The organism is Occultella aeris (assembly GCF_902703175.1).
In the GTDB taxonomy this organism is placed as follows: Bacteria; Actinomycetota; Actinomycetes; order Actinomycetales; family Beutenbergiaceae; genus Occultella; species Occultella aeris.
The window spans coordinates 214,856-229,228 of record NZ_CACRYJ010000046.1 but is presented as its reverse complement, the minus strand read 5'-3'; the positions used below and the strand labels follow the sequence as shown (position 1 = coordinate 229,228).

Here is a 14,373-nt window from a genome sequence, read left to right as displayed (position 1 = left end):
CCCTCGTCCCACATCCGCGCCCAGCCCCCGCCCTTGGTCCGGGCGGCGTGCTCCATGGCGAGGTAGGACCGCGCGAACCGGCGGTCGAGGACCTCGATCAGGTGCAGACGCTCGGAGCGGTCCAGCCCGTAGGCGTCGGCGAAGATCCGCATCCGGCGGCCGGTGTCGACGTCGGCGAGCGCCGGGTCGCGCCGCTCGGGCGGGCGCACCGGGGCCCAGTACAACAGCGTGGTGGCGACATCGAGGAGGCGGGTGGAGGGCCCGGCCATGTCGAAGTCGATCAGCGCCACCGGCTGGCCCTGGGCGAAGATGACGTTCTCGACGGTGACGTCGTTGTGCCCGATCACGTCGGGGGCATCGAAGACGCGCGGGACGCCGTCGAACTCGACGCGCTCGGGCCAGGTGACGCCGTCGGGCAGTGGCACGTCGACCGAGACGTCATGGAGACGGCGCTGCAGGACGGCCAGGTCGACCAGGACGTCCTCGGTCACCGCCCAGCGGTGCACGGGCCGCCCGCCCATCTCACCGTCGACGAAGGTGACCACCTCGCGACCTGCCGCATCGATGCCGAGGAACCGGGGAGCCCCGTCGAAACCGACCGCCTCCAGATGCGCCAGATAGGCCTCGACGGCGGGGCTGTGGGCCCCGCGGGGTCGGCGCACCGTGGCACCCTTGCGGACCAGCCCGTCGCTGACGTCGCCGCCGAGCAGCGGCACCTCGCCCTGCCCGGCGGCACCGAAGTCCGTCGAGCTCACCGGCGCCGACGGCGCTCGAGCACCTTGGTGTACCCGGCGATGCCCTGGCGCACCACCTTGAGCAGGCGGGTGTCGGCCGTCGGGGTCACCAGGGTCGCGAGCGAGATCGGCAGTTCGGATCCGACCACGGCCCGCAGGTGCGAGAACGTGTCGAACCCAGCCTTGCCGTGGTAGGCGCCCATCCCGGAGCGGCCGACGCCCCCGAACGGGATCCCCGGCAGGGACTGGGAGACTGCGAAGTCGTTGCGGGACACGCTGCCCGAGCGGGTCCGCGCGACGAACGCGGCGAACTCCGGGTCGTGCGGGCCGTACCAGGTCGCCACGAGTGGGGCCGGCTTCTCGGCGAGGAGGTCGATGACGTCGTCGACGTCGTCGTAGGTGTGCACGGCGAGCACCGGGCCGAAGACTTCCTCGTGGGCGATCTCCATCTCGTCGGTGACCCCGAGGATCACCGTGGGCGGCAGGATCCGAGCGGCGCGCAGTGCCTCCTCACCGTCGTCGTCGGAGCGCATCGACCCGATCACCTGCGCGCCCTTGGCGGCGGCGTCCTCGATGAGGTTGACCACGCGGTCGTAGGCTGCGTCGTTGATGAGGGTGGTGACCTCGTTCTCCTCGAACATGTCCGGGACCACCCGGCCCCAGGCGTTGAAGACCTCCTGGACGAAGGAGCGGGTGGCCAGCTCCGGCACGTACACGTCGTCCGGGGACACGCAGGTCTGGCCGGCGTTGGCGATCCGGGACAGGGCCACCCGTTCCGCGGCGCGGCGCATGGCGGAACGATCGGCGGCGGTCTTCTCGCTGATCACCACGGGGTTCTTGCCACCGAGCTCGAGCGTGACCGGGGTCAGGTTCTTCGCGGCGGCGGCCATGATCGCCGAGCCGGTGCGCGCGGACCCGGTGAAGAACAGGTGATCCAGGTCGAGCGAGGCGAACTCGCCCGAGACGGTCACATCGCCGGTCAGTACGGCAAGCTCCTCGACGTCGAACGCGTCATGCATCGCGTTCGCGAACACCTCGGAGGTGTTCGGGATGAGCTCGGACATCTTCATCATCACCCGGTTGCCCGCCGCGAGTGCGGACAGCGCCGGGATCGCGGTGAGGTTGATCGGGTAGTTCCAGATCCCCATCACGCCGACCACGCCGAGCGGTGACGGCTGCACCTGCGTGCGCATCCCGGCCAGGCGGCCCGCCGCTCCCCCGATCCGCCCCCACGGATGCCGCGGGCGCATCCACGCGCCCACCCTGGCCCGGGTGAGCTCGGCCTCGATGGCGAGGGTGGACACGTCGGAGACCAGTGTGGTGATCTCCGGGCGGTGCCCGAAGTCCGCCGAGATCGAGGCCACCAGATCGTCCGAGTGGGAGACGACAGCGTGCGCGAACCGGTCGATCCGGTCCCGGCGCAGCGCGGCGGAGGGCGGGCCGTCGCGGTGGAAGGCGGAGCGCTGCAGTTGCAGCACCTCCGACATCGGGGTAGAGGTGGTGATCGCGCTCATTGCTCCACTGTGCCCCTTTCGGGCGCGAATCGCTAGCGAGCGCGGCCGGAGGGCCCTCGACACACGTCCCGACTGGAACGTTCACATCCTCTGCTAGGGTCGAGAGCGCCGAAGTTGACGAGTCAACTTCTGGCATTGCTGGTTCGGGACCGACCGGAGCTGACCGCCCGCTCGCCACGGTAATGCCTCCCTGCGTCGCCCATGCCGGCGCGCAACCGACCCGCGCGCCCTTCCGCCGGCGCGTCGAAGTCCGAACGACCGAACGGATGTGATTCTCCGCACCAGTGACCCGTGTGCGCCCACGGGCGCCCCGGCCCGAGACCATTCGGCCGGTGGCCGCGCACCCGAGTTCGCGCGAGTTCACTCTCTGTGCTGCCACGCGCCATCGCCCGTTCGATGAATCCCTACTGACGAAGGAGGTGACGCGTGAACGTCCCTGAAGAGGTGCAGTTCGGCGTCCTGACAGTTGTCGTGATCCTGGTGTTGTTCTACGGCATCACGTTTCTCATCTCGACCCGGATCGGCAAGAAGGAGGAGAACGCCGACGGCTACATGACGGCGGGAAACAACATCGGGTTCGGCATCTCGGCCGCCAGCATGACCGCGACCTGGATCTGGGCGTCCTCGATGTACGCATCCGCGACGTCCGGCTACACGTACGGGATCTCGGGTCCGATCCACTACGGCCTGTGGGGCGCTCTGATGATCCTGTTCATCTACCCCTTCGGGCGCCGGATCCGCACGGTGGCGCCGAAGGCCCACACCCTCGCCGAGGTGATGTACGCCCGGCACGGTCGCTCCAGCCAGGTGATGCTGGCGGGCTCGAACGTGGTCGGCTCGGTGATCAGCCTGATGTCGAACTTCATCGCCGGCGGCGCGCTGATCAGCCTGCTGTCCCCGTTCTCGTTCTTCCAGGGCGTGATCGCCGTGGCCGGCGGTGTGCTGCTGTACACCCTCTGGTCCGGCTTCCGGGCGTCGGTGCTGACCGACTTCGTGCAGGTCGTCGCGATGCTCGGCGCGGTGGTCATCATCGTGCCGGTCATCTTCTTCGCGGCCGACTTCCCCGCGGCGTTCGAGACCGGCGCGGCAAACCTGACACCGCAGCAGGGCAACTTCTTCTCCAGCGACGCGTTCCTAAACCAGGGCGCCCCGTACATCGCGGCCGTGCTCGCGTACGCGATCGGCAACCAGACCATCGCCCAGCGCCTGTTCGCGGTGCGTGAGGACCTGATCAAGAAGACGTTCGTCACCGCCACGTTCGGGTACGGCGCCATGGTGATCGGCGTCGGGATGCTCGGCGTCCTGGCCCTGTACCTCGGCATCGAGCCCGCCGGCGGGGACGTCAACAACCTGGTGCCGCAGATGGCGGCGACCTATCTGACCCCGGCACTGCTGGTGCTGTTCTTCGTGATGATCATCGGAGCGCTCTCCTCCACCGCCGACTCCGACCTTGCCGCCCTGTCCTCGATCGTGATGACGGACGGCTACGGACAGACGGTCGGCAAGGAGAACGCGAACCCGAAGACCATGCTGCTGATCGGCCGGATCACGATGATCGTGGCCACGGCCGCGGCGGTCGCGTTCGCGAGCCTGCAGCTGAGCATCCTGGACCTGCTCGTGTTCGTCGGCGCTCTCTGGGGGGCGCTCGTGTTCCCCGTGATCGCCAGCTTCTACTGGGACCGGGTCACCAACAAAGCGTTCACCATCTCGGTGGTCGCCGCGCTGGCGGTGTTCCTGCCGGTCCGGTTCTCGCTGGTGCCGCTCGACGGCGCACTCGGCATCGTCGTGGACGTGCTGGCCGTGATCGGCGTCGGCGTGGTGATCGGGCTGATGGCCTTCGGGTTCTTCGGAGCCCGGGTCGGACGGATCGCCGGCGCCGTGGCGGCGCTCGCGTCGGCGCCGTTCGCCATCGGGACGCTGCATGAGTACACGACCCTGACCGCCTCGCTGGTCGCGTATTCGGTCTCGACGATCGTCTGCACGGCTATCAGCATGCGCAACCGGGAGCGTTTCGACTTCGCACTGATCAAGCAACGGGTCGGCGACTTCGACGAGACCCCCGACGACGAGCCGGTCGCCGCCGGCACCGCCTCAACCACCTGATCGAGAGGAGAGACAGATGTCGATTTCCACCATCGCCCTGACGGTCTACGTCCTGATGTGGCCCGTGATCGTCGCCGTGGTCCTATTCATCATCGGCCGAGCCTTCATCAAGGACTGGCTCGAGGCCCGCCGCGAGGGCCGCGACATCATCTGATCGTCTGCCGAACAAGCCATGGACGACGGCGGCGCTCACCTCGCGGGGTGAGCGCCGCCGTCGTCCATGCTTGCTTGGGCCGCTCAGGCGGTCCAGCCGCCACGGCGGTACGCCGGGGTGCCGAACGCGAGCACCGCGAGCGAGGCGAGCATGGCGGCCACGATCACGACGCTCATCGCCGCTGCAGTGCCGCCGAGCATGCCGACCAGCGGGGCCACCAGACCGGCCACGCCGGACTGGGCACACCCGATCATGGCGGCGGCGGCGCCGGCGCGCTCGCCGTGCCGGGTCAGCGCCAGCGCGGAGGCGTTCGGTGGTACCAGCGAGTTCACCGCGAGCATCAGCCAGAGCGGGATGCACAGGCCGACCAGCCCGCCGAAGCCGGTCACGCCCACAACGAGCAGCACCACGGCGAAGAACGTGGCGATCGGCAGCGCCAGGCGCATGATCCGGATCGGCGCGAACCGGCGCACGAGCGCGGCGTTGACCTGCGCGCCGAGCACGAGGCCGATGCCGTTGACCGCGAACAGCAGGGAGAACTGGTGCTCGCTGAGGCCGTACCCCTCGCGGATCACGAACGGTGAGCCGGAGACGTAGGCGAACAGGGCCGCCATCCCCAGGCCGGGCAGCAGCGCGAGCGCAACGAACTGCCGGTCCCGCAACAGCACCCCGTAGGAGCCCATCACCGCGCGGGTGCTGGTGGAGCGCAACTCCTTGGGCAGCGACTCCGGCAGGAACCGCGCCACGATGAAGAACAGGATCACCCCGTACAGGGCGAGCGCGGCGAACACCATCTTCCAGTCCCAGATCGAGGCGATGATGCCGCCGATGGTGGGGGCCAGCAGCGGGGCGATCCCGATCACCAGCATCAGCCGGGACAGCACGGCGGAGGCCTCCGCGCCGGAGAGCCGGTCCCGGATCACGGCCACGGCCACCACCCCGGCGGCGGCGTTACCCATGCCCTGGATCGTCCGCAGCACGATCAGCGGCGCCACGTCCGCGACCAGCAGGCACAGCAGCGACGCCACCACATGCACCACCAGGCCGACCAGCACCGGCAGCCGGCGCCCGTACCGGTCCGAGAGCGGGCCGATGAGCAACTGTCCGAGTGCGCCACCGATCAGCGTCGCGGTGATCGTGAACTGCACCGACGCCGTGCCAGCGGCGAGATCCGTGACCACCTCGGGCAGCGACGGCAGGTACATGTCCGTGGTCAGGGCTCCGAGCGCGGACATCGCCCCGAGCAGCAGGATCAGTTTCACCGGGGCGCGTCGCCTGGCGGTGGCCGCGACGGGGGTGCCAGGGTCGGCCGGGACCGGCGGCACCGGTGGGACGGCGGCGACGGCGGGGGCGAGCTGGTCGGCGGTCATGGCCGGGTCGATCAGGTCGTCGGAGGAGGGGGCACCGGGCGTCGGCGCGTGGACGCGCGAGGGTGAGGTGTCAGCAGTCAATCGAGGATTCCCGTGGGCGGAAGGATGATCGGGCGCGCCGGGAACAGACCCTCGGCAAGATCTATTGTCGGCGCTCGGCGGGCCGAAGTCGAATCGTTTCGTGTCGGGGTTCCTGTGATGCTGGCGACAGTTCCGCGGCGCGATTCACCGCAGCCCGTCCGGGTCAACCGGTAGTCCGCAAACAACCATGGAACGGCCAGCGAACAACGCTGGCGGCGCCGGTCGCGACGGCACCTCCGGAGCACGCCCGGACCGATTGCGGAGCCCGCCGGAGCGGCCCGACCGGCCCCGCCGTCGGGAGCCGCCGATCTCAGCCCTTGGCGGCCTTCGCCGCCGCCTTCGCGGCGCGCTTGGTCTCGCGGACCTTGAGCAGGGACTCGGGGTCCACGACGTCCGCAATCGAGCGGAACGAGCCGGCCTCGCCGTAGGCGCCGGCGGACTCTCGCCACCCTGCCGCCGCCAGGCCCGCCTGCTTGCCGAGGAGGGCGAGGAAGATCTTCGCCTTCTGCTCGCCGAAGCCGGGCAACGACTTCAGCCGGCGCAGCACCTCGGCGCCGTCCGGCTCGCCGGCCGTCCAGATCCGGGCCGCGTCGCCGTCGTATTCGGTCACGATCGCGGCACACAGGGCCTGGATACGTCCGGCCATCGAGCCAGGGAACCGGTGCACCGCGGGGGGTGTAGCGCACAGCGCCGAGAACTCCTCGGGATCCATGCCGGCGATCGTGGCGGCGTCGATACCGCCCACTCGTTCGGCGATCTTGCGCGGCCCGATGAACGCGGTCTCCATCGCCACCTGCTGGTCGAGAAGCATGCCGATCAGGAGCGCGAGGGGGTCGGAGGAGAGCAGGGTGTCAGCGTCCGCGTCGCCGGTCAGGTGGAGGTCCATGTGCCGATCCTGCCACCCGTCACGGGCTCTGACCACCGCCGATCAACCCATGTTTTAGCAAAGCCTTGCTCAATGGAAGGTTTGAAATATGTGGAGGTTGTCTCAACAGAGTAACAATGAATGGCATCGAATCAGGCCCGGATCGGGCCCGGATCGGCCGCCGTGCAGTTTGCTCTCAGGCGCATGAGCATGCGGCTGAGAGCAAATCGTCCTCGGAGGCTCCGACAGCCGAAAAATGGCCGAATTCGGCGTTTGTAGCCCCTCAGGGACCCGCCTACGGTGGATCGACACCATGACCGTCGGGGTGACCCGTCCGGTGCCGCGCGCCCCAGTGGTCGCACCGCCGGGAGGCTATGCCTCGTCCAACCGAAGGGACCATGATGACAATCACTTCGCGCCGCAAGGCCGCGATGTTCGCGACGGCGGGAGCCGTCGCACTCGGGCTTGCCGCCTGCGGGGGTGGCGGCGACGCCGAAGGTGGAGGGACCGACGGTGGCGACACCGGCGGCAGCAGCGGCGAGGCGCTGACCCTCGAGCAGTTGCAGGAGGAGGGCACGATCACCGTCGGGTTCGCCGGCGAGGCCCCGTACAGCTTCGAGGACGGCGGTGAACTCACCGGCGCCACCGTCGCGCTGCACGAGCGGATCTGGAACGAACTCGGCATCGAGAACGTCGAGGGCGTCCAAGCCGAGTTCGGCCAGCTGATCCAGGGTCTGAACGCGGGCCGGTTCGACGTGATCGCCGCCGGGATGTCGATCCTGCCCGAGCGCTGCGAGCAGGCCATCTTCTCCGACCCGGAGTTCATGTACACGACCGCGCTGATGGTCCCCGAGGGCAACCCGGAGGGTCTGACCGACATGCAGTCGATCGTCGACTCCGGCGTTCAGGTGGCCGCCCTGACCGGCGCCATCGAGGCCACCTACGCGACCGACCTCGGCATCTCCGCGATGGAGGTCGGGAACCCGCAGGACGGCTTGGACGCCGTGGTCAACGGCCGCGCCGACGTCTTCGCCCTCACCGGCATCTCGCTCAACTGGATGGCCGACAACAACCCGGACGCCCCGATCGAGGTCACCGAGTCCTTCGTCGCGAACATCGACGGCGTCGACCAGGTGGGTGCCGGTGGCACCGTGTTCCGCCCGTCCGACACCGATCTGCGCGACGCCTACAACGAGCAGCTCGCGGGCATCGTCGGTGACGAGGCCTCCTACCTCGAGGTCGTCGGCGACTTCGGCTTCACCGCCGAGGAGCGCCCAACCGGTGAGATCACGACCGAGCAGTTCTGCGCGGGCGACATCGGCTGATTCAGCCAGCCTATGAATGACAACATCGATGCGCTGATCGCGGCGCTCCCCGACCTGCGCAGCGGCGTGTTCATCACGCTGCAGCTCACGGTCGGGGGCGTCGTGCTCGCGTTCGTCATCGCCATCGTCCTCGGCCTGGCGGCACGGAGTCCGCGCTGGCCGGCGCGGGTGCCCGCCCGGGTCCTCATCGAGTTCTTCCGCGGTACCTCGCTGCTGGTGCAGCTGTTCTGGTTCTTCTACGTCATGCCACTCTTCGGCATCAAGCTGGACGCGCTGCTCTGCGGGGTACTGGCTCTCGGCCTGAACTACGGCGCCTACGCCGCAGAGGTGGTCCGCGGCTCGATCAACTCCGTGCCCAAGGGTCAGTGGGAGGCCGCGACCGCGCTCTCGCTGAGCCCGGTGCGCAAGCTCCGCAAGATCATCTGGCCGCAGGCCTGGGCGATCATGATCCCCTCGCTCGCAAACCTGGCCGTGATGCTCCTCAAGGGCACCGCCGTCGCCTACATCATCCTCATGCACGACCTCACCTGGGAGACCGACCAACTGCGTCAGCAGACCGGCAACACGTTCTTCGCCTACGGCGTCGGCATGATCATCTACTTCCTCATCTCCTATGCCATGGTGCTCGGCGCGAACGCGCTCGAGCGCCACGCGAAGCGCCGGCTCGGCCAGGGTCCGCCGAAGGGCGGCCTGTTCAGCGTGCGCATCACCGACAAGGCGACGACGGATCCGAAGCCGGCCGCGAACGCGGGCAGCGGCGGGGCGGGGGTCGCCTGATGGACTGGTGGAGCTGGGACCGCGCCATCGAGGTGCTCCCCGAACTGCTCGTGGCCTTCGTCAAGGTCACGCTCGTCGCGACCCTGATCGGCTCGGCGATCGCCGCCGTGCTCGGCCTGATCGTCGCGATCGTGCGCCGCACCGCGCCGGCGTTCATCGCGGCGCCGGTGCACGCGATCATGGAGTTCATCCGGATGACGCCCATCGTCATCCAACTGCTGTTCGTCTTCTACACGTTCACCTCCGTCGACGGCATGACGCTCGGTGTGATCGTGCTGGGCGTGCACTACGCCAGCTACATGGCCGAGGTGTACCGCTCCGGGATCGACGCCGTGCCGAAGGGCCAGTGGGAAGCCGCCAAGGCCCTGTCCCTGTCCCCCGCACGCACCTGGCGCAAGGTGGTCATCCCTCAGGCCCTCCGGACCACGTTGCCGGCCCTGGGCACCTGGGTGATCTCGATGCTCAAGGACACCCCTTACCTCACGGTCATCTTCGTCGTGGACATGGTGCGGCAGGCCGAGAACTACGGATCGCGAACCTTTGTCTACACCGAGTCGATCACGATGGCCGGCCTGATCTTCCTGGCCGCCAGCTACCCGATCTCGGTCCTGCTGCGCAGAATGGAGAAGCGCCTTGCCACCTACTGATTCCACCGCGGTCGCCGGACAACCGGCGATCCGCTTCGAGAACGTCGTCAAGAAGTTCGGCGACCACACCGTGCTGGACGACCTGAACTTCGACGTCCAGCGCGGCGAGCGGGTCACCCTGATCGGGCCGTCCGGATCGGGCAAGACCACGATCCTGCGCCTGGTGATGACGCTCGAGCACCTCACCGGCGGGTACATGTTCGTCGACGGCGAGCCGCTCACCCACATGGAAGTGAACGGTCGCCGGGTGGAACGCCGGTCGAAGGACGTCGCCCGGACCACCCAGAAGATCGGGATGGTGTTCCAGCAGTTCAACCTGTTCCCGAACATGTCCGTGCTGGAGAACATCACCGAGGCTCCGGTGCACGTGCTCGGCAGGTCCCAGGACCAGGCCCGCGCCCGCGGGCTGGAACTGCTGGACCAGGTCGGGCTCGCGGACAAGGCCGACGAGCACCCCACCCGCCTCTCGGGTGGACAGCAGCAGCGCGTGGCGATCGCCCGGGCCCTGGCCATGGATCCCGAGATCCTGCTCCTGGACGAGGTCACCTCGGCCCTGGACCCGGAGCTGGTCGGCGAGGTCCTCGGAGTGCTGCGGGACGTCGCCAAGAGCACCGACATCACGATGCTGATCGTCACCCACGAGATGCAGTTCGCCCAGGACGTCTCGCACCGCGTGCTGATGTTCGACGGCGGCAGCATCGTCGAGGAGGCCTCTCCCGACGTCATGTTCACCGCCCCGGAGAACGAGCGCACCCGAGCGTTCCTGCAGGCCGTGCTGTAGCAGTCCCGGCGGTGCACGCACCCGCCTGGCCGTCGACGACGCCCGCCGTACCCCAGGGTGCGGTGGGCTTCGTCGAGTGCCGGGCACCGGCGCGGTGAATGCCGCGATCGATGAGTTCAGGGGACCGATCCCCTCTAGGGTTCGGACCATGGCCCCGCCCACATCCGCCCTGGGACGCGGCACCGTCGTCCGCTATGCGATCGGCTCGGTCGGGACCGGGGGCTTCGGCACTCTGCCCGGCCTGGTGTTGCTCATCTACATGACGAACACGCTCGGAGTGAACCCCGCCTTCGCCGGCGCAGCGTTCACGGTGTCGAAGATCTGGGACGTGATCATCGACCCTTGGATCGGTGCGCGAAGCGATCGCAGTCTCGCCCGCACCGGGGCGCGTCGCACCTTCATGGTGCTCGGCGCCATCGGACTGCCGGTGTTCTTCGTACTCACCTTCACGGTGCCGCCAGGTCTGCCGGAGCTCGCCTCGGCCGCATGGGTGCTCATCGGGTTCTTGCTCGCGGCCACTGCGTTCAGCTTCTTCCAGGTGCCCTACATCGCCCTCCCGGCCGAACTCGTCGACGGCTACGACGACCGCACCCGGCTGATCTCGGCACGCGTCATCGTGCTCGCCCTCGCGATCCTCGCCTTCGGGGGCGGGGCGACCGAGATCGTCGGGCTCGTCACCGCGAGCGGCGGAACCGAGTACCTCGGCTACCTCGTGATGGCGGGCGTCGCGGGACTCATCTTCGCAGTCGCGTTCCTCATCGCCTCGACGGTGGAGCGCAGCGCGCGCGGCACCTCGGAGCCGGTGGTGCCGGCCCCAGCGTCGGTCGACGGTCCCGCCGCCCCGAAGGTGGGCCCGGGTATGCACTACCGGCGCGGCTGGTCGGCGGTGCGCAGCAGTGCGCCCTATCGTGCGCTGCTCGTCACCTTCGTCATCCAGGCGCTCGCGATCGGGCTCATGCTCGCGGGAGTCGCCTACGTGGCCGCCGAGATCCTCGGCGCCGGTGTACTCGTCCTGTTCCTGTCGCTCATCGCCCCAGCTCTCCTCGTCACGCCGCTGTGGGCGGCGCTCTCGCGCCGCATCGGCAAGGAGCGGGCACTGCGGATCGCGACGGTCGTGTTCGCCGTCGCGGCGCTGTCGCTCATCCTGCTCATCTGGTTCCCGGGGCCGTGGCTCTACGCGCCGGTAGCGCTCGCCGGCGCGGCGTACGCGGGCCTGCAGTCGCTACCCCTGGCGATGCTGCCGGACACGGTCGCCCACGACGCGGCGCGGAACGGACCCGGCCGAGCCGGCACGTTCAGTGGCGTCTGGACCGCCGGTGAGACCGCCGGGCTCGCGTTCGGCGGCACCATCGCCTCAATCGTGCTCGCCGTCACCGGATTCATCCCGACCGTCGCCGGACAGAGCGTGACCCAGCCCGAGAGCGCGATCGTCGGCATCATCGTGAGCTTCAGTGCCATCCCGGCGGCGCTGATGTTCGGCAGCCTCCTCTCGCTCGCGCGCTACCCGCTGCGCAGATCCGACATCGACGAGAGCACGCACCGCGTGGCCTCCGAACCCGCCCCGCCGAACGGAGCCCCCACCGCATGAGCACCTTCGCCGAAGAGCCGGCAACCATCCTCGAGCAGCTGCGCGCGCTACGCGAGCACGATGCTCCGACGCACGGTGGACGCGTGCTGTCCTACGTCTACGACCCCGGGGTGGCCGAACTCGACCAACTCGCCGCCGATGCCACGCGCCTGATGCAGCCCGTCAACGGACTCGACCCGACCACGTTCGGGTCGGTGGCGGCGCTCGAACGCGATGTCATCGCGTTCGTGCGCGACCTGCTGCACGGCGACGCCGACGTCGTGGGCACCGTCACGACCGGTGGCACCGAGTCGTGCCTGCTTGCCGTCAAGACCGCCCGGGACGCCTGGGTGGCCGCGGGCGGGTCGGGCACGCCGCGGCTGGTCATGCCCGCCACCGCGCACGCCGCGTTCCACAAGGCGGCCCACTACTTCGGGCTGACCCTCGACCTGGTCCCGGTCTCCAGCGAAGGTGTGGTGGCGGTCGGCGACCTTGAGGCACGGCTCGGGGCGGAGGTGGCCCTGGTCGTGGTCTCGGCACCCTCGTACCCTGTCGCTGCCCTCGACCCGATCGCAGCGGTCGCCGAACTCGCGGCCGTCCGCGGCATCGACGTGCACGTCGACGCCTGCATCGGCGGGCTCGTGCTGCCGTTCTGGCCGGACCTGCCGGCCTGGGACTTCGCCGTCCCCGGCGTCACGAGCGTGAGCGTGGACCTGCACAAGTACGGCTACGCGCCGAAGGGCGCCTCGGTGCTGCTGCAGCGTGGCCGCGACCGGCAGCGCCTGCAGTACTTCGCCACCACCCGGTGGCCGGGCTACCCGGTGGTCAACCCGACGATCCTCGGCTCCCGGTCGGCCGGCCCCCTCGCTGCCGCCTGGGCGATCACCCGCGCTCTCGGGATGCCTGGTTTCCAGGGACTCGTGGACTCGACCCGACGCTCGACCGACGTCATCCTCGACGCGATCGCGGCGATCGAAGGGCTGCGGGTACTCGGAGATCCGGTCGGCCCACTCCTCGCGGTCGCCGCCGACCCGGCGGTGCCCGCCGCAGCCCGCGTCGACCCGCACCACTGGGCGGACGTCGTGCGCGGCCTCGGCTTCACGCTGCAGTTGCAGCCGGCGAACGGCGCCATCGGTTCGACGACGCACCTCACCATCACCCCGGTCACCGAGCGGGTGCTACCAGAGCTGCTCGCGGCGCTAGCGGCAGGAGCCGACGCCGTGCGCGGTGTCCCGCACGTCGATGCCACTGCGCTGCTCGGTCAGCTGCCGCCGCTCACCGGTCCCCTCGACTCCGACACAGCCGCCGTGATCCTCGCCGGCTTCGGCATAGGCGCCGAGGGCGCGCTCCCGGACGCTCTGGCCCCGCTGTTGGCGATCATCGAGATCACCCCGCCTGCGCTCGCCGAGCGACTGCTCACGGAGTTGTTGGCACGACTCGTCGAGCCTGCGCCCGCGGGTTAGCAGCGCGACCGGAGCACGCACGTGACCCGGCTGCGTGGGCCCGCACCCCCCGAACGGACGAAGCCCCGCCCGCACCTTCGGGGTGCGTCGGGGCTTCCGATGACCGGTTTGCTCAGAACTGCTTGAAGAACAGCGGCAATCGGTCGACATGTTCGGAACGTTCGGCGGAAGGGATGATCGCATCGACGAACCAGTTCAGGTAACGCATGGTTGCTCCGTTCAGTGGCGAGTCTTCAGAGCACACCCTCGGGCGCCTGCAGCGGGACGAACGCCCACGCAATCAAGAGTAGACGCGTGATGCTTCAAGTACCGCAGGTGCGTGGGCCGTTTGTGGTCAAGGTCTCCCTCTGTGACCGCCCGTCGCGCCAGTCCGCCTCGATGGCGTCAAGAACTCGCCGTCGTCGCGTCAAATCAACGACGATCGAGGCCCAGGCGCCGGACCACGTGCCGAGCCCGTGCAGTCGCATCCTCCGGGTAGGGCAGTGCCCCGCTGAGCCAGAGTCCGGCCAGACCGTGGACGATCGCGAACGCGGCATAGGCATCCGTCCCCTCGTCAGGATCGTCACGGTCGCCGGGGGCGCTCTGGGCAACGGTCGCGGAGAGCAGGTCCCAGGCCCGGTCGCGCGCGTCCACCAGGTCCTCACTCGAACCACTGAGCAGCCGCGGCTGCCACATCACCGCATAGTGACCGGGATGGTCGAGGGCCCAGGTCACGTACGTCACGCCCATCTCATGGATGTCGTCCCGGTGCGCCGACAGGGCGTCGTTCAGCGCCTGGAAGCCCTCGACGGCCAACGCGGTGAGCAGACCCTGCCGGGTGCCGAAGTGATGCACCGGCGCCGAGTGCGACACCTCGGAGCGACGGGCGAGTTCCCGCAGCGTGATGGCTTCCGGCCCCATCTCCGCCGCCATCGCGGCGGCGTCAGCGAGCAACTGTCGGGGCAGGTCGCCGTGGTGGTATCCGGTCATGACCCCACCATATCTAGACGTTG

General features: G+C 69.3%; 13 protein-coding genes. 8 read left to right on the top strand and 5 right to left on the bottom strand.

Annotated elements, in window-relative coordinates; genetic code table 11:
• Positions 1-755: phosphotransferase (locus tag HALOF300_RS16080; protein WP_156741916.1), on the bottom strand; the 755-nt coding region annotated here is incomplete at its 3' end.
• On the bottom strand, positions 752-2,248 hold the full coding sequence (locus tag HALOF300_RS16075; protein WP_156741915.1) for an aldehyde dehydrogenase family protein: 1,497 nt from the start codon (positions 2,246-2,248) through the stop codon (positions 752-754). The genes HALOF300_RS16080 and HALOF300_RS16075, both read right to left, overlap by 4 nt.
• A gap of 426 nt (positions 2,249-2,674) precedes the next feature.
• On the opposite strand from HALOF300_RS16075, the gene HALOF300_RS16070 reads away from it, so the two are divergent.
• Positions 2,675-4,351, top strand: coding sequence for a sodium:solute symporter family protein (locus tag HALOF300_RS16070; RefSeq protein WP_156741914.1), 1,677 nt, complete (start codon positions 2,675-2,677; stop codon positions 4,349-4,351).
• A gap of 16 nt (positions 4,352-4,367) precedes the next feature.
• Entirely contained in the window at positions 4,368-4,505 is a 138-nt protein-coding gene (locus tag HALOF300_RS16065; protein ID WP_156741913.1) for a putative transporter small subunit, read from the top strand.
• 83 nt (positions 4,506-4,588) lie between these two features.
• Here the strand turns inward: HALOF300_RS16065 and HALOF300_RS16060 are convergent, their stop codons facing one another.
• Positions 4,589-5,956, bottom strand: a complete 1,368-nt coding sequence (locus HALOF300_RS16060) for a multidrug effflux MFS transporter (protein WP_231955459.1) — start codon at positions 5,954-5,956, stop codon at positions 4,589-4,591.
• 310 nt (positions 5,957-6,266) lie between these two features.
• Positions 6,267-6,842 (bottom strand): HhH-GPD-type base excision DNA repair protein, encoded by a 576-nt coding sequence (locus HALOF300_RS16055; RefSeq protein WP_156741912.1) that lies wholly within the window; start codon positions 6,840-6,842, stop codon positions 6,267-6,269.
• A gap of 380 nt (positions 6,843-7,222) precedes the next feature.
• On the opposite strand from HALOF300_RS16055, the gene HALOF300_RS16050 reads away from it, so the two are divergent.
• From HALOF300_RS16050 to HALOF300_RS16025, 6 genes are all read left to right on the top strand, one after another.
• Positions 7,223-8,146 carry a transporter substrate-binding domain-containing protein gene (locus HALOF300_RS16050; RefSeq protein ID WP_197522608.1) on the top strand — a complete coding sequence of 308 codons (924 nt, stop codon included), beginning with the start codon at positions 7,223-7,225 and terminating at the stop codon, positions 8,144-8,146.
• Positions 8,147-8,158: 12 nt separating this feature from the next.
• A complete protein-coding gene (gene ehuC / locus HALOF300_RS16045; RefSeq protein ID WP_156741911.1) occupies positions 8,159-8,923 on the top strand; it encodes an ectoine/hydroxyectoine ABC transporter permease subunit EhuC in 765 nt (254 codons plus the stop codon).
• On the top strand, positions 8,923-9,570 hold the full coding sequence (gene ehuD, locus HALOF300_RS16040) for an ectoine/hydroxyectoine ABC transporter permease subunit EhuD (RefSeq protein WP_197522607.1): 648 nt from the start codon (positions 8,923-8,925) through the stop codon (positions 9,568-9,570). Before ehuC ends, ehuD begins: the two co-directional genes overlap by 1 nt.
• On the top strand, positions 9,557-10,351 hold the full coding sequence (gene ehuA, locus HALOF300_RS16035) for an ectoine/hydroxyectoine ABC transporter ATP-binding protein EhuA (protein ID WP_156741910.1): 795 nt from the start codon (positions 9,557-9,559) through the stop codon (positions 10,349-10,351). Before ehuD ends, ehuA begins: the two co-directional genes overlap by 14 nt.
• A gap of 148 nt (positions 10,352-10,499) precedes the next feature.
• Positions 10,500-11,939: an MFS transporter gene (locus HALOF300_RS16030; protein ID WP_156741909.1), complete on the top strand. Its 1,440-nt coding sequence runs from the start codon at positions 10,500-10,502 to the stop codon at positions 11,937-11,939.
• Positions 11,936-13,381, top strand: a complete 1,446-nt coding sequence (locus HALOF300_RS16025) for a pyridoxal phosphate-dependent decarboxylase family protein (RefSeq protein WP_156741908.1) — start codon at positions 11,936-11,938, stop codon at positions 13,379-13,381. The genes HALOF300_RS16030 and HALOF300_RS16025 overlap by 4 nt, the downstream gene beginning before the upstream one ends.
• A gap of 411 nt (positions 13,382-13,792) precedes the next feature.
• On the opposite strand, the gene HALOF300_RS16020 is transcribed toward HALOF300_RS16025, so the two are convergent.
• Positions 13,793-14,350, bottom strand: coding sequence for a TetR-like C-terminal domain-containing protein (locus HALOF300_RS16020; RefSeq protein ID WP_156741907.1), 558 nt, complete (start codon positions 14,348-14,350; stop codon positions 13,793-13,795).
• Positions 14,351-14,373 lie beyond the last annotated feature (23 nt).

Coding starts and splice junctions, on each gene's coding strand:
- HALOF300_RS16055 (WP_156741912.1), bottom strand. CDS start 6,842: ATGGACCTCCACCTGACCGGCGACGCGGACGCTGACACCCTGCTCTCC.
- ehuD (WP_197522607.1), top strand. CDS start 8,923: ATGGACTGGTGGAGCTGGGACCGCGCCATCGAGGTGCTCCCCGAACTG.
- HALOF300_RS16020 (WP_156741907.1), bottom strand. CDS start 14,350: ATGACCGGATACCACCACGGCGACCTGCCCCGACAGTTGCTCGCTGAC.
- HALOF300_RS16075 (WP_156741915.1), bottom strand. CDS start 2,248: ATGAGCGCGATCACCACCTCTACCCCGATGTCGGAGGTGCTGCAACTG.
- HALOF300_RS16030 (WP_156741909.1), top strand. CDS start 10,500: ATGGCCCCGCCCACATCCGCCCTGGGACGCGGCACCGTCGTCCGCTAT.
- HALOF300_RS16025 (WP_156741908.1), top strand. CDS start 11,936: ATGAGCACCTTCGCCGAAGAGCCGGCAACCATCCTCGAGCAGCTGCGC.
- ehuC (WP_156741911.1), top strand. CDS start 8,159: ATGAATGACAACATCGATGCGCTGATCGCGGCGCTCCCCGACCTGCGC.
- HALOF300_RS16065 (WP_156741913.1), top strand. CDS start 4,368: ATGTCGATTTCCACCATCGCCCTGACGGTCTACGTCCTGATGTGGCCC.
- HALOF300_RS16050 (WP_197522608.1), top strand. CDS start 7,223: ATGACAATCACTTCGCGCCGCAAGGCCGCGATGTTCGCGACGGCGGGA.